Raw genomic sequence first — 18,503 nt, 5'->3', positions numbered from 1 at the left:
GTGCTTAGAGAGGTCTTCAGCGGGGAGCCGTGGGCCGAAATTGAGCCCTACGCGGAGCGTGCGTGGTCGCAACTTCCCGCCGCACAGCGTTGGGAGGAAATACGCGAAAGCGTCCTCCAGCACTTCGAAGGGCAGGCTGCCTAAAGTTGGCGCCTATACGGGGCGCACGGTGTGTCCAAGCGCCGTCTGCCCGAAACCCAACGGGCTCCCGCACGCGGGGAGAACAGGTCCATAGTAGGCACGCCTAGCTCACGGATCGCTTTCGCTGGGTCTCTCAGAAGCGTTCCATTCCGCTCCGCCCCCGGTGGCGCGAATCAGCGGTCCTGGAGGCCGCCAGAAGTCGCCCAGAAGTAAGCGCCGACGCCGAGCCACCGTCATCCTCCAAAGTCTCGCGCCGCACCCTGCCCCTACGCGTACGGGATGGCCGCTCTTGTCGGAAACGCCATTGCTGCGCCAGCGCAGAACAGGCGCTCTGCCTTGGCATCTGGATGAACATCCCGACGCCTGGAAGCGTTGAATTCGAGTCACTTGAAGGTGAACTGTTATGCACGCGCAACATGTTTCCACCGCTCTGGATGTCGAAATCCAGTCCTTCGCGGCAACGCTCAACTTGTGCTTTCGTAACGTGCAATGGGAGGTCGTTAGCTACTACGCAGAACACGCGTGGCAAGCATCGGATAGAGCAAACGCCAAATGGCCAGAGGTAAGAACTCGCGTTCGCGCCGCTTGGGAATTGGGCGTCGCCGCGCGTTCTCCCAAGGGGCGTCGTGTCTTAGCAAGTGAGGTTGCRCCCCCTTTAACCGGGGCGCGCGGCGTGTCGGTGAGCCCGGACTTCGGCGGGTGGTCGTCGGGCATGACCGGGCCGACTCCGGACTCTTTGTCGCTAGCTAGCAGCGCTGGACCACCCGCCAAGCATCTAACACAAGCCGCCCTAACCTAAACGCCGGGTGAGCATTGGCCGGAGATCATCAACCCGCACCAAGACAGACGCATCGAAATTCGGATCTTCCCATTCTCATCCGGGGTAGCTCTCAATCCTATTGAACGAAAAGGCCCCCACCCAAGGTGGCCTTTCCGTTTTCGCATACGCCCTGTTATTCAGCGCACACAGATCAAGTCGCCCCCCGCAACCCCACCCTGATCTCCACGCGCCGGTTCTTCGCCTGGTTCTCCGCCGAGTCGTTCGGCACGAGTGGGTTGTTCGGGCCGTACCAGAACAGCACGATGCGGTCGCTAGCAATGCCGTGGGCTTCCTTCAGATAGCGCCCGACCATTTCCGCGCGGCGACGCGAGAGGCCTTCGTTGTGGTCGCGGCCGCCGACATCGTCGGTGTAGCCGGCGACTACCGCAAACGCATCCGGCTTCACACTCATAAACTCCGCGATCTTGTCCAGTTCCGCCTTGTCGTCCGCGGCGAGTTCCGATTTGTTGGTAGCGAAGTTGATGTCGTCAGTCTTCAAACCGGTGATTCGTTGCTGGGTGGTCGTGACGACTTGTTCGGTAACCTTGACATCGTAGAGCGCGCCCGTCGTGTACTCGGGACGATTGACGAAATCGGCCAGCGGAATCAGGCGTGAGCAGTTGTTCAGCGAGGCGATGTCGTCGCGCAGCGCGGCTTCGCGCTTGGGCGTGGCGGTGCTGATCACGTAGAAGCAGATGTCGTAATTTTTCGCCAAGCGCCTGGCGGTTCCGCCGGGATCTGCACCAGTGTACTCGCCATCCGAGAACACGAAGACCGCGGTGCGTCCCGTCAACTGCTTCAGGATAGGCTCGAGTTTTTGCAGCCCGCTATTCAACGCCGTAGCCCCCCCGCCCTTGTCGCGCACCGACGCGAGCGCGGCAGCGACCTTTTCGCGGTTGTACGGCTGCACCGGATAGTTGTCCTGCCAGTTCGTGTACGTGTAAATGCCGATGTGGTGCCCGATGTCTGGGAACCACGTGTTGCGCTGTTCCAGCACGTCCTTCATCACCCGGATCTTCGGCGTGTCCGTTCCCGCGAATTTCTCGTTCATCGAAGACGATGTGTCGAGAAGGAAGATTGCGTTGTCCGCGACCTTAACCAGCTGCTCTTTCTTCACCACGTTGTTGACGAAATCATCCTTGGTGAGCACCTCGATCGCCAACGACGACTCGGCGAATACGCCAAACAAAACCCCCGAAAGAATCCCCATGGACAGTTGTGTCAGACGCTTCATGTTAACTCCTTGTCCTGCGCGAGCGTACCGTGTCTCAGCCGCCGCTCGATCACCCGCCAGGCTTGGTTTGCGGTCGTTGATGTTCGAGGTCTCGTGATCGCCTCAATCAGTCGTATCCCATCACCTTGATGGTCGCGCTCGTCTTGCCGCCGCCGATCGTGTAGTAGATTGTCGTCGACTTCAGGCGGGCCTTGAGGCCCGGCGCGTTGTACGGTGCGGTTTCGCCGCCGGATTTCAGTGTGCCTACATTATCCATCGTCGCATCGGGCCGGTTGTCCCAATGCAGCACGAGCTTGCTGATCGTGACGTCCGCGCCATCCACGCCGATCTTGACCTGCTTGACATCCTTGTCCCAGCGGCCGCCTTGGCTCTTGATCTCCACGCTGGGATCGGCGGCCTGGATCGTCTGTTGGCCCAGCGAGAACCATTGGTCCTTTGCCATCGCACTCGGCGTCGACAGGAGCGCTAAGGAAGCAATGGCCACAATGTTGAGCAAACTGCTTTTCATCGATGTGTCCTCAGTTTTTAAAGATTGGCTTGGCATGCTACGCAAGCCATCGTTGCGGCCGGTCACCGCGCGTCGGATGCCAGAGCGTTTTAATGCTTTTGTTCCGCTCACCTAACGTCTCCATAAACTTTCGCATCAAGGCCGCCGGGATATCGTGCGTGGCGCGCCGACTCCCTCTGAATTCCTTTGATCACTGCGGCCCAACCGAGTCGAAGCATTCGGACATCCCAAGCGTCAAGCCTCATAGCGCCGGGGCCCGAAGCGCAAAGCCTCGATTTCGCGGAAAGCCGTATTCGTAGCTCAATTCGGTTCTGCTGTTCCGCAATGAGAATCCCGATGCGGCTCAATCCATCCGTGCTCCGTTCCGCTTTAAGTACGCGACTAGCTAGATCCACCGGCGTAGCGCTTGCGAATCAGTCAACATCTGACGCAACTTTTCGCGCACTGGGCCTACGTACGCCGGGGACACTTGCCGCACGCGGATACACAGGTCGTCCGTCGTTGCTCCTGATTCCGGGTTCTCCCATAACACCTGGGACGTGGAGCCGTCGCTCGCGCGAACCGCCCTGGCGCCCAGCACCCAATCAAGCTTCACGTCTTCCAGGTTGGCGAGCTTCGGCTTCATGGGCGGCAGGATGATGTTGCGCCTCCGAATTGGTCAGCGCACCCGAAAAAGAACTGGGAGCGGCTCCGTAAAACTACGGTTCTCAAACCTGTGTGGCTCCGCAGTTTTGCCTCGCAACACAAACTCGTCCGGCAAGGCGCGGAAAGCGGCGCGGCCGAGTACTGGAGGTGCCCGGCCGCGCCTTCCACAACCGTTCCGCTGGAGAACGATCATGGCGAGCGATAGCGTAGTTCAATTCCCTAAGTCAAAGAAATCTCGACGCGGCGGCTCATCGCTCGGTTTTCGGTGGTTTACCGTGTTCTTCCGCTCAAATAACGCCTCCATAACCATACGCGAATCAATTCCGACGCATCGACTCGTCCGTTGCGGCCCGTGTCTTGCCGTACGCATCTTGCAGCGTAGTCATCAACCCCGCTGTCGACACACCGATCATCAGCACGCCGTTGATCGCTTCGAGCGGGCCCAGCAGTCGGAAACGTTCGGACATCACGATGTCGCCATAGCCCAAACTCGCGAAATTCACGGCCGAGTGATACACGGCCAGATCCAGCGCATCGAACTCGCCGAGGAGGCGAAACACCAGAGCCCATATCACCACCTGTGCCAAGTTGCCGATGACCAGCAATGACATCACGGCATTCAGCGTTACGAGCGTGCGCCATGCGGAAGGCGAGGTGCCAAGGTAGTTGCGTCGCAGATAATGGCGCATGGCCACTACGATCAGCACCGACTGCAGCAAAAGGCAGACGGCCATCGTCGACAGCCCGATCACGACATTCAGCAACATCATGCACCTCCGGCGCTATGCCGCGCGCAATCGCCGTGCGGCATGGCCCGCACGCAACCGTTCGAGCACCACGATCGCGAACCACGCGTACGAGGTCACCGCGACAAACAGAAAGAAGCGTTGAGCGAATGCAGACCGCACATCACCACCGTTGCTGTCTTCGACGGCGGGACCGATGAGGATGAGCATCGTCACGCCTACGTTGACCCAGAACGACGGCTGGAATCGCGTCGGGATCACGCCGTACAGTTTCGCGCCTACGTACACTCCGAACAGCAACATCCAGAGAAAGAACATCCACAGGGTGGGCCACGCCTGCAAGGCGAACCAGAACGCCATCGCGAAGACGCCGGCCAGGAAGGTGGAACCGAGCAGCTCCTTGCCGGCTGCACGTGCGGTGACTGCCGAGCCCTGCTGTCCGAGCATGACAGCCTTCATGATGATCGCCATATACAACGACGGATTGGTGAAGGCCATCAGCACTGGCGGCAGGACGATGATCATCGTGCGCAGGGAGATCCACGCCGTCCAGTACGCGTCAGTCTCCGGTAACTTGGCGGGAGGCGCGACGATCCGGTCTTCGGGGACGAACGGATAGACGATCGATTGGCACGCGATGGCCATCGCGATGCCGATCAGCATTGCCTGGACGACGGATCGGGCCAGGGCGTGTTCGACGAGTGCGGCGGCGGGAATCATCGTCAGGCCAATCGTCAACAAGGTCGACACCAGGCCTTTCCCCATCCCCACGCCCAGGTAGGTGCTCACGAACAGCCCCACGGCGATTAGCATCACGCCGGACCATGGGTAGTAGCGAAGCACCGGCGCCAGCACCAGCCCAGTGCCCAGCGTGATCGACACGACGACCAACAAACCCAACAGGCTTTTCGGCCCCATCGGCGCTGCGGGCGTTGCAGTGAGGAGGATCGCGAACAACGGTGCGAGGAACGGCAATGGCATGCCGAAGCCATAGGCCAGCGCCAACGACAGCCCCATCACGGCTGCGATCCGGAACGTCCGCCTGGCGGCCAATGGCATCACGATCGTCAGTACGCGTAGGACAACATGCTCGCCGCCCGGATGTAGAGCTTGCCGAGCAGGCGCAGGATCCCGCTGCCTTCTCCGTAGGCGATGACGGAGGCTTGGCCGCCGACACGCAATGCCGCGGGCAGCGCGGGATCCTGTCGCGCGTCGAAGCCGACGATGACGGGGAATCGCTGCGATTGCCGCAGCCAATCGCGACTGTTGTCGATCGAAGGCAAGGTGCCCGGCGGCGGCGCGTTGCCGGCACTGACGCCCAGGCCGATGCTGCGCACCCTGCCCTTGAACACGCGCCCGGGGAGCGAGTCGAACACGATCTCCACCGGCGTTCCCGCGCGCATGCGGCCGAGGTTGTTTTCGGTGAACTCGGCGTTGATCCACACATCGCCGACCGCGACCAGCGTCAACACGGGACTGCCCGTGCCGGCATAAAGGCCCACGTCGGTGCGCAGATCGGTGATGACACCGGCCGAGGGTGCCTTGACCACCGTGCTCGCCAAGTCCAACTCCGCTTTGTCGACCGCCGTGACTGCGGTCTCGAGCACCGTGTTCTCGTCGACGTCGGCTCCGCCCATCTGTTCGATGGCGCGGCGGATGTCGGCTTCGGCCGCAGCCACCTGCGCGATGGCCTGTTGCAGGCCCGCATCGGCGATTTCCTGGCGGCGCACGGAGACCGTGCCCTCGTCCCCTTCGCGCAGCCGGCGCAGGCGCATCGCATCCTGTCGCGCGGCCAACTCGGCCGCGCGTGCAGCGCGGAGCTTGGCGCGGGACGCTTCCACCGTTGCAGTGCCGGCGCCGACCTGCTTGTGTGCGTTGGCCAGATCCGACCGCGCCTTGGCCAACGCGATGCGGTATTGGGAAGGGTCGACTTCGAACAACACTTGCCCGGCCTTCACTGTTTGGTTGTTGGCGACCGCGATTTTCGTCACCGAACCGGCGACCGTCGGCGCGACGCCGACGACGAAGCCTTCGATCCTGGCCTGCGAGGTGTACGGCGTGTAGCGATCGGCGACCAGATACAGAACGAGGCTGACGACGATCACGACGGCGATGATGCGTCTGCCTTTCTTGACGGTCGCCTTGGCATCGCCGGGGGCAGGCTGTGCTTCGCTCATTTCGCGTCGTCCGTGGGTAGCGGGGCGCGCAACAGGTCGCCCCAATGCGTCCTGTCTTCCATCGTCGTGCGCGTTTGCTCGGGCACGATATCGTCCATCGGCATGTCCACCCATCCACCGCCGACCGCCTTGTACATCGTGATCACGGCGCTGATGTGCGCGCTGTCATTGAGCAGTTCGCGTTCGGCTTGGGAGAACAGGACCCGCTGCGCGTCCAGGACGCGATCGAATCCCGCATAGCCTTCCCGGTAAAGCGTGTTCGCAAGTTCGAGCGAACGCTCCGCCGCGCGCGCCGCGTCGTGCAGCGGTACCCGCTGTTCGCCGGTCTTGACCACGCTGATCGCGGCATCGTCCATCTCCTGCGCCGCGAGCAGCGCGCTGTTCTGGAACAGCGCGATCGATGCCTGCAGGCGCGCATCCTGCAGGCGCACGTTGTTGCGGATGCGGCCGTGGTCGAACAGATTCCAGGTCAGCGCGGGGCCGGCCGTGATGCGCGTGATATCCGGCGTCCCGTCCAGCGTATCGGAGGACCATCCGATGCTCCCCAGCAGCGTGATGGCCGGGAAGTAATCGGCCTTCGCGATGCCGATCTGCGCCGACTGCGCGGCGACCTGCCATGCCGCCGTGCGGACATCCCGGCGACGCAACAGCAGTTGTGCCGGAACCTGTCCGATCACCGCCTTCTCGACGTCCGGCAATGGGCCGCCAACCGATGCCAGTTCCGGCAGTTCGCCCGGCGGCCGCCCCAGCACGGCGCACAGTGCGTTGCGCAACCTGACCAGATCGGCTTCCTGCTCCGGGATGGTGGCGAAGGTCCCGAGGTATTGCGCTTTGGCCTGCTGCAGGTCCAGCTCCGATTCCTCGCCCTCCAGGTAGAGGCGCTCGGTGATGTCCAGGCTCCGCTTCTGGATGGTGGCGTTGTTCTTCGCGATCTCGATGCGCAGCAAGGTCGTGCGATAGCCATAATACAGCGTGGCCACTTGGGCGCTCAGCAGCACCTGCACGTCCTGCTGGTTCGTGATCGACGCGAAGAACCCCGCTTCCGCCGATTCGACGCCGCGCCGGAAACGTCCCCAAAAATCCAGCTCCCACGCCAGATCGAAGCCGGCGCCGTACGCGGTAAAATGCTCGTGCTTGCCTGGCCCTGTTTCTGCGCTTTGGCGATCGTCGACGTAGGTGGCTGCTCCGCTGAGTTGCTGCACTTGTGGGAACTGGTTGCTGCCGGCGATGCCGAGTGCGGCGCGGCTCTCCAGGATCCGCGAGCCTGCGATGCGCAGCGATGGATTCTCGCGACGCGCGGTTTCAATCAGCCCGTTCAGCACCGGGTCGTTGAAGGCCTGCCACCAGAAACGCAGGTCGACCTGTGTCTGCTGGTCGGCGTTTCCGAGCTGGCCGTAGAGGTCGGACTGCCAGGTTTTCAACCAGCCGACTTCCGGCTCCTGGTAGTCCGGCCCAAGCGTGACGCAGCCTTCGAGCAGCAGCACGACAGACGCAAAGATCAACGCGGTGCCGACGCGTCGCATGCCGCGATTACCCGGGAGTGTCGTCGGTGTGCGCGATCGCAGCGGGCGCCGTCGCGCCCGCCTCGGGCACCCCACGATCGACCCACTGCATGAAGATCTGATAGCCCACGGCCAGCAGCACCGCACCCAGGAACAGGCCGGCCATGCCGCCGGTCACCATGCCGCCGATGGCGCCGATCAGGATGACCAGCATCGGCGCATCCACGCCGCGTCCGAGCAACATCGGTTTGAGCACGTTGTCGGCCAGGCCGGCCACGATGAACCACGCGCTGAAGAGGACCTTGAAGGCGGTCGAGCTTCCATCTTCCGCCATCCACAGATACGCCACCGCAGGAATCGAAACGAGCAGCGCGGGCAATTGGAGAATGCCGAGGAACATTGCGATCAGCGCGAGCACGCCCGCCCCCGGAACGCCGGCGAGCACGAAGCCCACGCCCAGCAGGATGGCCTGGATGAAGGCGACACCCACCACGCCGGTCGCGACGGAGCGGATTGTGGCGATGCAGAGCGTTTGCAACTGTGGCCCCTGCTCGGGACCGGTCAGCCGTATGAAGATGCGTCGGAATACGTTACCAGCCGCCACCGCGTAAACCATCAGGATGCCGGCCACGACGATGGCAAGGAGGAACATGCCCGCCGTCTTCGCACCGCCGGCGGCCATCGACAGCACCTTTTTCGCGTAGCCCTTGATGACTTCGCGATTCTGTTTCAGGAATTTCGGCAAGTTGCTCGCCGCAGCATTCCATGTAGCGAACACGCGCGGACCGATGATCGGCCACTGAGCGACCTTTGGATCTGGCGACTTGACCGCCAGCGTGTCGCCTTCCACGCGGTCATATACCTCGCTCAACTCGCTGGTAATGGTCGTGCCAAGCAACACGATTGGTGTGCCGAGCAACAACAGGCTCGACAGCACGAGCGCGGTGGCGGACCACCCACGCCGTCCGCCGAACCATCGAACCACGCGGACGTAAAGGGGATACAGCGCAATCGCCAGAATCATGGCCAGGGTCAACAGTCGGGCGAACGGGGAAAACACCCGCACGCACAAGTACACCAACAAAACGATCAGCACGACCCGAAGCAACGTGTCCGTCAGGTCATGGGTCACCAACTTGCGAAGGGTGGACTGCTCGACTTGCATCGGACTTCCTCCGGGCCGCCGAAGCCCAATGGTCCCATCTGAAGGCCGTCGCCTGAATTGGCCGTTGGACCAACGCCCCCGATCGGGTGTTGGATGCGACCCCAGCCATACGCCAATGGCAGAGATCGGGAATGGACGCGGTCAACGGCCACCTGCGGGCGTGGTCAGGTCCTCCTCCAGGAAGCGCAGCAGTGCCTCCAGAAGCGCCTCGCGTGGGTACGCGTTTTGCGTCACGAACATGGTTCCGATCATGGGGTGCGAACGAGAGATGGGCACCGCGACCGCCCAGTGGTCGGCATTGAGATAGCCGACGAGCGTGCTACCCGGCACGAGCTGGTCGTAGAAGATCACCTGACTGTCGTTGCGCGCGTCGATGCGCGCCAGCTTCCTGTAACTCGACTTAAGGATCGACGAGATGCGTTCCGGTTGCGGGAACGTGGCGAGCGAGTAGTAGTGGACCTCGCGTGGCAACGGATGTTGCGCGAGCCACGCCTTGCGGGTCGCGGGCCGCAGGCTTTCCACGCCGCCCCCATCGCCGGGCCCACAAGCGGCGCCCGGAAAGTGTTGCAGCATGTCGGCCTGGTATTGCTCGGCATCGTCGGCTAGCGCCGAACCACGGATCGAGCCTGCCGCGCTCACCACCGCCGCCACCCTGCTGCGGATCTCCGGATAGGCGACGATGGCTTCAAGGATGTCGGGCGCGCCCTTCGAGTAGCCGATCAACACCAGACGTGGCGGTGCCGTCGTATCGAATGGCATGGCCATGATCGCGTCGCGGATCTGGCGCGCGTTCGTCTCGATGCCCGATAATGCATCGACCTTGAGCAATGCCAGGTCGTATCCATATCGGCGCACGTGTTCTGCCGATGTGCCGGGCGCCTCAAGCCACTTCGCGAAGCATTCGTAGCCGATGCCGGGCACCAGCGCCGCGATCAGGTGCCGTTTCGACAGACCGAGATCGACGGGGCGAGACGCTTCGACAGGCTCATCGCCGACGCGCGCCAGTGCTTCTTCGCAAGGCCGGTAGTCCGGAAGCGCACGCCCGTGCGCCTTCAGCACCGCGCAGAAGGTCTCGCGAAAACGCGCGCGCTTGTCTTGCAGGCCCGCGTGGATCTCCGGCGCGATATCGGTGGAATACGGCACGCCCGTCGTTGCGCACGCGCCGAGCAACAGGCACGCCGCAACAATGATCGCGTGGCGGATGCCGAAGTCATTCGTGTGCATCGCGGCCTCGCTCGATGAAGGGGACCCAGTCGAGAATTTGCACGTCGGACAAGGCGAGCGGACGCGTGCCGAAGAACAGCACCGCGCGGAGCCCATCGGTGTGGTAGTGCGAACCCTCGACCTTCGTCGTGGTCAACGCGTCGGCATCGCCGGCACCAGTAATGAACCCGAGCTTCTCCAACCCGCCCGAGTACATCATGTCCTGCACCATGAAGTTCCTGGCTTCGTCGACATCCGGGTGCAGCACGGCGCTGCGCGCTTCGCTGGATGCGAAGCGGCCGCCGACCGGCCGCCCGACTTGCGCGACGTAGACGGGCTTGCCGTCGAACAGCATCGGTGTTGCCCACAGGCGTATCCAGGTCGCGGACGAGCCGGTCTGCGCCTGTTTGCGCGCGACAAAATCCGGCTCCCGTGCGAACACGCGCTGGTTCTGATCGGCCTCGCGTGCATCGCGCCTGTAGTCGCGCCGGATGCCTGCAGCACCGATGTCGGCCATCGTGCCGATCAGCACAGCGTTCAACGGGTCGCCCGGGGCCGACCCGCTGGCATCGATCGCGCAACACGGCAATCGCTCCAGCGCCGATCGCAGCGCATCGAGGTCCTTGAAGTCGACAAGCGGCGCCTGCGGATGTCGGAACGTGAGCGGCGCCGGCCCGTCATGGCCGTCCGGATGCAGGAACAGCGAGAAGGGAATCAGCGTCTTCCTGCCGAACAGGTCGATATTGACCAGCGTCGTCCCACGTTGTGGATTGATGAAGATCACACCCGCGTGCGTCGCGGCGGGCGGAATCGGATTCTCGAATGCGGCGTTCTGGAGCATCTCGTCGATGCGCGCATTCGTTCCTCCGGAAAACGCATGGTGCATCGACCACGCCACTTCCAGCGGCGAGAAGTAATCCGGGTCGGTTCCCGATCGAAGCAGCCACAGCGGTTGCGATGACCGGTTCTCGACTTCGATCCAGATGGGCTGCACTTTCACGCTCTCGATTTCGGGGCCGAACATCTGCCGGCTGGTCTGTGTGCCAACGACGAGTGCGCTGATGCGCACGTCGTCCCGCGTCGTCGACATCGCCGTCGCCGTCACCGTGGTGGCGCGCGCACGCAGTGCGGCATCGTCCACGCCCGGCGGGGCTTGCCATGTCGCGCAGCCAACCACGGCGAGCGAGAGTGTTGCTTGTGCGAGCACGCGTTGCAGCGACAAGCCCATCACGGCGCGTCTTTCGCGGGCCTAGCGCCGAGGATGTTGTCCTCGAAGATTTCGATCTCGTCCAGGGAGGTCGGCGCACGGTCGAACACCAGTACGAGGCGAAATCCGTCGGTGTAATATGGATCGGTGGTGAGGTTCTCGCGCGGTGCGTCCCGCGGCGCGGCGCCGACGCCCGTGGCGTATCCGATTTTCGTCAGTCCCTGCGAATAAGCCATGTCCTCGCCCAGCGCACCACGCGCTTCATCCACGTCCGGGTCGATCTTGTGCGTGGTGAGCGTCGGCGAATGGAGGGTGAGTCGGCTGCCGATGTCGCGGCTGATCTGGCCCACCCATACCTGCTTGCCCAGGTAACGCATCGAACTCAGCCACAGCCGTAGGTGGTTGCGCTGGTGAATCGTGTCCCGCGCCTTCTGCAACGCAAAGTCCTGGGCGCGCCCAAAGAAATACAGGTCGCTGATCGGTGCATAGGCATAGCGCTCGCCCGAGAGGCCAGACGTGATCATCTTCGTGATCGAGCCCGTCCACTTCTGCTCGGTGGGGCGCCAGCCGCGTCGCACGAACGCGGGAAGCACATCGTCGAACCCGCCGACGACGACCAGATTGAGGGGATCCCCATTTCGGTCGCCGTCCTTGTTGGTGACGCAGCACGGCAGGCCCGCCAGTGCCTGCAGGAAAGAGGCCTGCGTGCTGAAATCGACGGTCTCCCGATCACCACGAATCTCGCCCCTGAAAATGCCGCTGACGTGATAGTCCGCGCGGAATCCGGGAATGATCGTGAGGATCGAGAACGTCTTGGTGCGCTGGTTGGCCACCAGGTCGATCTGGACGAGCTTCCCGCCCTCATCGAGATGCGTCAGTACGAATCCGGAGACCGTCATCCCCGGATGCACGGGATTATGGAATGCGAGCTCGCCAAAACGCCGATCGCGCGCGACCGCCTGCTCAGGCGAACCGCCCGATGCGAAGGCTTCGGCCGCCTCCGAAGCCGGGAAGAAATTCGGATCCAGTCCCGGCGACATCAGGTAGTAGTCGCGGTCTTCGTGATTCTCCACCTCGATCCAGACCGGCTGGATCGACTTGGTTGCCAAGGGCACGCCATATACGACTGCGCTCTCCTCGGCTGACAAGGCCGCGGTAGAAACGTGCACGCCGCCGTCGACGCGCGCCACCGCCCGCTGCCTGTAGCCCGCCACGTCGAGCGCCGCTGCAGGTGTGGAGGCGCAGCCTGCGAGCGCGGCCGATACGACCGCGGCTGCGAGCCACGTCCTAGGCAAGCTCTTCATTCGCAGAACCCAAGTCACCGGGAAATCGCATGGCGGGACGGCGCCATCAAAGAAATGCAACGGCACGCCTGCTTGTCGACGGACACGCCACTGCGCGTCTGCAGAGCTTGTGGAACACAGAAGTGCCACGAACGCGAGAGATCATGTCTTGACCTTGTGACTCCGTTGGCATCGAATCCCCGGGTGTCCAGAATTCCACGCAGTTTGGGAACGCCTCTGGCGGTTTGCGCCTTCCTGCTTGCCGCGTGGTCGATGCCCGCCCGAGCCCAGCAGTGGCGGACTGTTAGCGTCAAGAACGACATTCGGGTGGAGCGCCGGAGCGTTCCAGGCGAACGTTACGACGAACTTCGCCTCAGCACATCGCTAAACGTTTCGCCGAAGGCGATAGCGAACTACCTGTTCGGAAAGTTTCTCGATCAGAGTAACAAGAACGTCACTCGCACCTTCATACAACGAGGTCGAGACGTGACCATTTGGTCGGACGTCCTCAGCATGCCGATGACCCGCGACCGATGTTACTCCGTGCGATTCGAGCGCCACGACTTCGCCAATGGGGAGATCCGGGTGGAGTTCGCATCCATTGCCTTTATTGGCGAAAAACCGACGCCCGACTGCATCGCGCTACGCGCGCGAGGCGAATGGATCATGACGCCGACGGACGCGAAGACACGGTTGACCTACATATCGCTGACGGATGTCGGCGGCAATATTCCGGTCTTCCTGGCAAATCGTTCGCTTTCGTCGGCCGCGATCCTGAGCATTCGCAAGGTGGTCGCTGGCGCATCCGGCCTGCCCCTGCCAGAGGGAATCGCCGACTGAGCACCAACCGTTGACACAGCCGCCGATTGGAACCGGCGAAATCGTCCAAGGTCCAGACGGGCGGTGATGCGTCCAGCGGGCGGCGGGTAACACGCCCGCCCATCAGGTAGCCGAGTCGCCTATGAGCGCGCCAGTGTCGTAGTTGTAGATTGGCGTCGCTGCGTTCGCGCCTTGGACAGTTCGAATGGCTTCCAGACGCATCGAGTGTGGCGCATGGCTCTCCCCGCGCGACGATTCCGTCAGCACCGACCAGACGCCAGCGCCACTCTGTGTGCCACCGGAACACCTCAAAGCCCATCGCCCGTCCCCATCTGCATAGTGCTTTAAGGCAAACGCGCGTCCCCATCCTGAGCCGGCCATGCCTCCGCCGCCGACACCGAGGAATCACCCAAGGGGCTGGTTCGAACCTGTTGGGTCAAATCACGCACGCAGTCGGACAGACAACGGCGCAAAGCGGGCTTGCGACCCGATGCAGGAGGCCACGATGCGAACGACGAAGCTCCATCGTGATGTCAGCGACTTGGCCCGCCGGTGTCGTTGGAAGGCGCCGAGAACCTACCACCTTTGGGCTCGATGTGCAGGCGCTCGGCAATGCGCACAAGGTCGACCAATGAGCGTGTTCCGAACTTGAACATGACGCGCCCGCGATGCACCTTCACGGTTTTCTCCACCACGCCAAAATCGCTCGCAACTTGTTTGTTGAGCCGACCGGCAACCAGGTAGGGCAGCATTTCGCGCTCGCGCGGAGTCAAGGTCTCCAACGCGGCAGCTAGTGCATGGTCTCCCGCCACGCGCGCACGGCAAGCTTGGTCGATCGCAACCCCGCGCTGAACTGCGTCTAGCAGTGCGTCGGCATCAACCGGCTTTGTCAAGAAATCAATCGCACCGTCTTTCATTGCCTGTACGCTCTCAGACACGGCGGCGCAGCCCGACAGGAAGACGATCGGTAAATCTAGTCCGAGGGTGCGCATCTTCTGCTGGACGGCAAGCCCGCTAGTGCCGGGCAGCGCCAGGTCAAGGATCAGACAGCCCGGGGTGCGGGGATCGTGGACATCGAAAAATGCGGCTGGGTCGGCATGCTCCTTACTTGCGAGCCCGGCGCTAGCGAGCATCCGAGCGACCGCTCGACGGATGCTAGGCTCATCGTCCAGCACATGTATCAGGGGATCGCGGAGATGCACTTTCCCGCCGGCGCTTGGAGGGAACGAATGTGGAACTGTGAAATCCATGATGTTTTCCGACCGCTTGCGCTAGTTAGGACCGAGTCCCGCTCTTGACGACGGGCCAGCTCAGAAATAGACAGTAGGACGACGCTGAGCGAAAGGCGTGCAATGCCTATTCACCTAGCACCAACTCCTGACCGTTCTCTCTACGCAATACGGAAAACAGCGACAACACGGCCTCTTCCAATGGACGGGACGATGAAGCTCTACCGGGCCGCCGCATATCCAACAGGTGATGGCAGATTTAGGGCCGTCGTACTCGTGAGCGATGAAAACGACCCAACCTTTGTCCGGGAACGGGAAGTTCCCGGATGGGAATGCACCACAAGGGACAACGCCTTCAGGGCCGCGGCCGACTATGCCGAAGTACTCAGGGAGTACGACGTCTCGGTAATTTCGCCACGCAGGAAGCTGGATTTCAAGGGCCCACAGCGGTAGCGAGCGATGCGCAAGAACCCTCGAGCGCGCTCCTCTTCTTCAGCACCCTGAGCGGCCATAGGGCGCTCGTTCGATTAACTTCAAGCGATTGCTTCGCGGGAGAACTCAGGCGGCTGTAGCCTCCGGATCCCGGCGGAAGCACTGTGCGGGGCCGCGACCACGTAATCCAAACGAAGGCCGGTTCTGGATCGGCCCGCGTTCTTCATTGTGTCGGCACGGCGATCCGCACCGTAGGACCACGCCGGGAGGCGGCTAGCCGACAAGCGAATGCGCTCTCCCCAGCCGTTCGCGCCCCCCACTACCGAGGCCTCGCTTCTCCTAGCGGGGCCTCGGTTTTTGGGATTTGCGGGAGTGAAACGGTGCTAGCCCTGGTAGCGATGATCTGGGCAACGCGCCGCCGTCGAACGTCGACGGCTTCGAGGCCGGCTTTGATGTAAGGCGGCCCCGGCTTTTTCGAAAACGATCGTCGTCGAATGCCCGCTAATACCAGATGCGGATGATGCCCCGAGACCTCACACGCGATTACGCGTGGGACCGCTTTTCTTTCTTGTTCTCCCGAAGCACCGCCTCAAACGCATCTAGAAGGGTCTTTGTGGCCGGCAATTCGCTGAGCATGTCTCGTTCCAGGATTGGCGCTACTTCGTTCCGCGCGTTCCGGAAGGTTCGCTCCAGCGTGCTCGGGGCGTGATGCGTGCGGAATAGCGCGATCAGCGCGCATGCCATCGTTTGGCGTAGGGCTTGGGCATCGTCGAGCTTCATTGGGGTCCTCCCGAATGCCGCCGCGTCGCGGCATCAAGGCCAACGAAAAGACCGCGGCAAGATGGCCGCAGCTGCCAGAGCGCCGCGATGTCTGCTGCGGGTGGATGGCGGTCACCATGTGACCACATGTCACCGGCGACTGAAAAAAAGGTCCTTCGAATGATCGCGTATGACCCCCCGCAGTGAATCGCCTAGAGGCGCTCTTACCGGACGATGCCCACTTGCTCGGATCGCATCAGGAATGCGCCAAGACGGGCAGTGCGACTCATCAATGATCGCTTCCGGCCGCAACATTAAAGCCTCCGTAAGTGCAATTTCGTACTCGATGTTCTATGTAACGCTCGTACAAAGTTGTGTTCAAGTTGTGCGATGCCAGTTCGATGCGATACGGCGTGCGCGGGTTGCGGTCGAGAAGGCGGGCAACGTGGGAGCCGACGGGTTTGACGCCCTGCTTGTGCACATAGATCTCGAACTCTTGGTAGAAGGGATCGGCGAGCTCGGCATCCAAACGGTCCATCGTCGCCCGGTCACCCGCGGACAGATCCGCACGTAGGGAGGCGTCGCGTTCGAGCAGGAGGCGTTCGAAGTAGCGATGCGATTTGCTCCCGCGCAACGTGCGCGCCATCGACCAGATCGCACGGTTGCGCTCGTTGTAATACTCGAAGCCGCCACGATGCCGCAGGGCGGCGGCGGCTTCGGCGCCGACGTCATAGACGACGAAATTTTCGGCCTGGTTACTGAGGTCGTCCAGCTTGGTGCGGTCCAGGGCGTAGATGAATCCAGGTAGGCCCATGAACGCTTGGCGACCGGCCTGCGCAGCGGCGACGGCGCGGCCGTCATGGGTAAAGCGGCCGGCGGAAGATCCCAGCAGGATGCTGCGGGTGGTGTGGAGGCGGTTGAATGTGCCGATGACGATTTCCTCCGCATCGAATTCGGAGTCGAATGCTTTCCTGCCATACAACTCTGCTTGGGTTGCATACTGCGCAATCTGTCGGCCCACTCCGCACTCGCTACGCACCTGTCCGCTGTAAAACGCCTCGATTGCAATCGAGTTGGCGCCGCGCGGTTGGTAACCACGCCCGAACAACGCGATCGGCTTCCAACCGTCGCGCGCCGACCCGGTCGGGCCAAACCCAATCCACCCCATCTGAACGGCCGAGAAGCGGTAACCCGGATTGCCCACCAGCCGGTCGACCGCTCGCCGCGTTGCTGTGCCCAACGCGAAACCGTACGCACACTTGGTCGCCGGGTGATGGAGTAGAAAGTTGCTCAGGCGAGCGCGCGATTCCGCGCCCAGATGTTCGGGAATGCGAACCACGAGATCGCCGGCGGCTTTCGCCTCGGCCAGGCCGGCGCGATCGCAAGGCGTGCCTGGCTTGATCTCGATTGCCGCGGCGTCCGTGGCTGCGAAGCGCCACCCCAGACCTTCAAGGAAGCGCTGCGAGCAACCTCCCGTGTCCTGCGCAGCGATCGGAGTCGCGAGCAGCAGCATCGCGACTCCCACAGAGCGGAGGGTCGAATCAATGCATCGCGGGACAGAAGAAGGCGCGTTGGGGAGGCGAAGAAGTGGGACCGCGCGGGCCACGGCGTGAGGCAACACGTGAAGAACGGTAGCCGTGTTCGACTTCCGTGAATGCTCCTTTGTGCCGGAATTAGGCACGGGGCTTGCATTCAATAGGTTATGCATCACCAGCGGTAGATGTATCCGAGCTTCAGCCCGCTGTCGATGAAATCGAAATTGCCTACGAAGTCTGATTTGTTTGCATCGACGCTGATCTTGCTCACCGTGTAGTCGAGCGAGAAACCCGAACGTTCCCACGGGAAGTATTCGACGCCGATGCGGCCGAACGTTATGTCGCCATCGACATCATCGATGTTCGCCTTGAAATATCCGGCGTCTGCGCCAATGCGCCAGGCGTTGTTCCCGCCCGGCGTCCACCGCCAAGCACCGCCTAGGGTGAGCGAAGGCAGGTCGGCCTGCGATTCAGAGCGGAACGCACCGCCCGCGGAGTTCCCGTTGGCGTCGACCTGCAACGCCATCTCCATGTCGAACCGGTACCAGATCAAACCGACGCGCGGGCCGAGCGACCAATTTTCTTTCTGCGCAGCCCACCAGACGTAATACCCCTCGTACGCATCGATACCGACATCGGCACTGACGGTGCTGTTCGCCTGGTACGTCTGGTCCCGGAAGGTGACGTCGCGGGTGAGCGTGCGCATGGCGTCAGAATCCTTCTGGTAATACGTCAGGCCGAACTCGTGGCTCTGCCACGGCCGCCAGGTCATGCCGACGAAGCCGATGGCCGCGCTGTCGTCAAGGCCGAGGTCACGGTCCAGTTCGAGTTGCGTGCCGCGCTGCGTGGCGCCGTCGGCGCGCACCTTGGTGTCCCAGGACGTAATGTACCCGCCGACGCGGAAGCTAAAGGTATCGAGCGGCTCGACCGCGCGTGCTCTGGCAGGCGCAAGCAGCCCGAATAACGCAAATGAAAGCAGGGGCATCGTGGCGATCTTCATGACATCACCCTGAGCACTACGAGGAGGCGTGGTCGACGCCCTTCATAGACACAACGGTCGCGCCGCCTTCCCCCGGACAGGGTGGAAGGCATGACCTG

Annotated in this window: 17 protein-coding genes; 2 read left to right on the top strand and 15 right to left on the bottom strand. The window is 62.6% G+C overall.

Annotated features, from left to right (window positions below; genetic code table 11):
- Positions 1-1,112: 1,112 nt before the first annotated feature.
- From AC1DOM_RS06475 to AC1DOM_RS06425, 11 genes are all read right to left on the bottom strand, one after another.
- Entirely contained in the window at positions 1,113-2,195 is a 1,083-nt protein-coding gene (locus tag AC1DOM_RS06475) for an OmpA family protein (protein WP_498961439.1), read from the bottom strand.
- Positions 2,196-2,301: 106 nt separating this feature from the next.
- Positions 2,302-2,703, bottom strand: coding sequence for a DUF2541 family protein (locus AC1DOM_RS06470; protein WP_498961437.1), 402 nt, complete (start codon positions 2,701-2,703; stop codon positions 2,302-2,304).
- Between the two features lie 385 nt (positions 2,704-3,088).
- The gene (locus tag AC1DOM_RS06465) at positions 3,089-3,328 is read right to left on the bottom strand and encodes a hypothetical protein (RefSeq protein WP_498961435.1); all 240 of its coding nucleotides are present in this window, start codon (positions 3,326-3,328) and stop codon (positions 3,089-3,091) included.
- 337 nt (positions 3,329-3,665) lie between these two features.
- The gene (locus tag AC1DOM_RS06460; protein ID WP_498961433.1) at positions 3,666-4,115 is read right to left on the bottom strand and encodes an ion channel; all 450 of its coding nucleotides are present in this window, start codon (positions 4,113-4,115) and stop codon (positions 3,666-3,668) included.
- Between the two features lie 15 nt (positions 4,116-4,130).
- On the bottom strand, positions 4,131-5,153 hold the full coding sequence (locus tag AC1DOM_RS06455; RefSeq protein ID WP_498961431.1) for a DUF2955 domain-containing protein: 1,023 nt from the start codon (positions 5,151-5,153) through the stop codon (positions 4,131-4,133).
- A gap of 8 nt (positions 5,154-5,161) precedes the next feature.
- Positions 5,162-6,271 (bottom strand): HlyD family secretion protein, encoded by a 1,110-nt coding sequence (locus tag AC1DOM_RS06450; RefSeq protein ID WP_498961429.1) that lies wholly within the window; start codon positions 6,269-6,271, stop codon positions 5,162-5,164.
- Entirely contained in the window at positions 6,268-7,755 is a 1,488-nt protein-coding gene (locus AC1DOM_RS06445) for an efflux transporter outer membrane subunit (protein ID WP_498961427.1), read from the bottom strand. Before AC1DOM_RS06445 ends, AC1DOM_RS06450 begins: the two co-directional genes overlap by 4 nt.
- A gap of 46 nt (positions 7,756-7,801) precedes the next feature.
- A complete protein-coding gene (locus AC1DOM_RS06440; protein ID WP_498961425.1) occupies positions 7,802-8,938 on the bottom strand; it encodes an AI-2E family transporter in 1,137 nt (378 codons plus the stop codon).
- A 141-nt stretch (positions 8,939-9,079) separates the two neighbouring features.
- Positions 9,080-10,081 (bottom strand): lipase family protein, encoded by a 1,002-nt coding sequence (locus AC1DOM_RS06435; RefSeq protein ID WP_498961423.1) that lies wholly within the window; start codon positions 10,079-10,081, stop codon positions 9,080-9,082.
- 67 nt (positions 10,082-10,148) lie between these two features.
- Positions 10,149-11,369, bottom strand: coding sequence for an LssY C-terminal domain-containing protein (locus tag AC1DOM_RS06430; protein ID WP_498961421.1), 1,221 nt, complete (start codon positions 11,367-11,369; stop codon positions 10,149-10,151).
- Entirely contained in the window at positions 11,369-12,652 is a 1,284-nt protein-coding gene (locus AC1DOM_RS06425) for an LssY C-terminal domain-containing protein (RefSeq protein ID WP_498961420.1), read from the bottom strand. Before AC1DOM_RS06425 ends, AC1DOM_RS06430 begins: the two co-directional genes overlap by 1 nt.
- Positions 12,653-12,835: 183 nt before the next feature.
- On the opposite strand from AC1DOM_RS06425, the gene AC1DOM_RS06420 reads away from it, so the two are divergent.
- Positions 12,836-13,471 carry an SRPBCC family protein gene (locus AC1DOM_RS06420; protein WP_498961418.1) on the top strand — a complete coding sequence of 212 codons (636 nt, stop codon included), beginning with the start codon at positions 12,836-12,838 and terminating at the stop codon, positions 13,469-13,471.
- A gap of 512 nt (positions 13,472-13,983) precedes the next feature.
- On the opposite strand, the gene AC1DOM_RS06415 is transcribed toward AC1DOM_RS06420, so the two are convergent.
- The gene (locus AC1DOM_RS06415) at positions 13,984-14,700 is read right to left on the bottom strand and encodes a response regulator transcription factor (RefSeq protein ID WP_498961416.1); all 717 of its coding nucleotides are present in this window, start codon (positions 14,698-14,700) and stop codon (positions 13,984-13,986) included.
- Between the two features lie 192 nt (positions 14,701-14,892).
- Here AC1DOM_RS06415 and AC1DOM_RS06410 point away from each other — a divergent pair, with 192 nt between their 5' ends.
- The gene (locus tag AC1DOM_RS06410; RefSeq protein WP_498961414.1) at positions 14,893-15,132 is read left to right on the top strand and encodes a hypothetical protein; all 240 of its coding nucleotides are present in this window, start codon (positions 14,893-14,895) and stop codon (positions 15,130-15,132) included.
- A 522-nt stretch (positions 15,133-15,654) separates the two neighbouring features.
- Here AC1DOM_RS06410 and AC1DOM_RS06405 read toward each other — a convergent pair.
- The 3 genes from AC1DOM_RS06405 to AC1DOM_RS06395 all read right to left on the bottom strand — a co-directional run bounded on the left by AC1DOM_RS06405 (position 15,655) and on the right by AC1DOM_RS06395 (position 18,405).
- Positions 15,655-15,891, bottom strand: a complete 237-nt coding sequence (locus tag AC1DOM_RS06405; RefSeq protein WP_498961412.1) for a hypothetical protein — start codon at positions 15,889-15,891, stop codon at positions 15,655-15,657.
- Positions 15,892-16,159: 268 nt separating this feature from the next.
- The gene (locus AC1DOM_RS06400) at positions 16,160-17,383 is read right to left on the bottom strand and encodes a hypothetical protein (RefSeq protein ID WP_498961410.1); all 1,224 of its coding nucleotides are present in this window, start codon (positions 17,381-17,383) and stop codon (positions 16,160-16,162) included.
- Positions 17,384-17,577: 194 nt separating this feature from the next.
- The gene (locus tag AC1DOM_RS06395; protein WP_498961408.1) at positions 17,578-18,405 is read right to left on the bottom strand and encodes a putative outer membrane beta-barrel protein; all 828 of its coding nucleotides are present in this window, start codon (positions 18,403-18,405) and stop codon (positions 17,578-17,580) included.
- Positions 18,406-18,503: the final 98 nt, after the last annotated feature.

The sequence above is a fragment of the Lysobacter sp. P5_B12 genome (genome assembly GCF_056400425.1).
The sequence above is the reverse complement of the archived record's forward strand: the minus strand, read 5'-3'. Positions and strand labels throughout refer to the sequence as shown.

Bases quoted from the DNA above. Each gene is read 5' to 3' on its own strand.
- AC1DOM_RS06400 (WP_498961410.1), bottom strand. From the start codon at position 17,383: ATGCTGCTGCTCGCGACTCCGATCGCTGCGCAGGACACGGGAGGTTGC.
- AC1DOM_RS06415 (WP_498961416.1), bottom strand. From the start codon at position 14,700: ATGGATTTCACAGTTCCACATTCGTTCCCTCCAAGCGCCGGCGGGAAA.
- AC1DOM_RS06425 (WP_498961420.1), bottom strand. From the start codon at position 12,652: ATGAAGAGCTTGCCTAGGACGTGGCTCGCAGCCGCGGTCGTATCGGCC.
- AC1DOM_RS06395 (WP_498961408.1), bottom strand. From the start codon at position 18,405: ATGAAGATCGCCACGATGCCCCTGCTTTCATTTGCGTTATTCGGGCTG.
- AC1DOM_RS06430 (WP_498961421.1), bottom strand. From the start codon at position 11,369: ATGGGCTTGTCGCTGCAACGCGTGCTCGCACAAGCAACACTCTCGCTC.
- AC1DOM_RS06470 (WP_498961437.1), bottom strand. From the start codon at position 2,703: ATGAAAAGCAGTTTGCTCAACATTGTGGCCATTGCTTCCTTAGCGCTC.
- AC1DOM_RS06405 (WP_498961412.1), bottom strand. From the start codon at position 15,891: ATGAAGCTCGACGATGCCCAAGCCCTACGCCAAACGATGGCATGCGCG.
- AC1DOM_RS06475 (WP_498961439.1), bottom strand. From the start codon at position 2,195: ATGAAGCGTCTGACACAACTGTCCATGGGGATTCTTTCGGGGGTTTTG.
- AC1DOM_RS06450 (WP_498961429.1), bottom strand. From the start codon at position 6,271: ATGAGCGAAGCACAGCCTGCCCCCGGCGATGCCAAGGCGACCGTCAAG.
- AC1DOM_RS06410 (WP_498961414.1), top strand. From the start codon at position 14,893: ATGAAGCTCTACCGGGCCGCCGCATATCCAACAGGTGATGGCAGATTT.
- AC1DOM_RS06455 (WP_498961431.1), bottom strand. From the start codon at position 5,153: ATGCCATTGGCCGCCAGGCGGACGTTCCGGATCGCAGCCGTGATGGGG.
- AC1DOM_RS06440 (WP_498961425.1), bottom strand. From the start codon at position 8,938: ATGCAAGTCGAGCAGTCCACCCTTCGCAAGTTGGTGACCCATGACCTG.
- AC1DOM_RS06465 (WP_498961435.1), bottom strand. From the start codon at position 3,328: ATGAAGCCGAAGCTCGCCAACCTGGAAGACGTGAAGCTTGATTGGGTG.
- AC1DOM_RS06460 (WP_498961433.1), bottom strand. From the start codon at position 4,115: ATGTTGCTGAATGTCGTGATCGGGCTGTCGACGATGGCCGTCTGCCTT.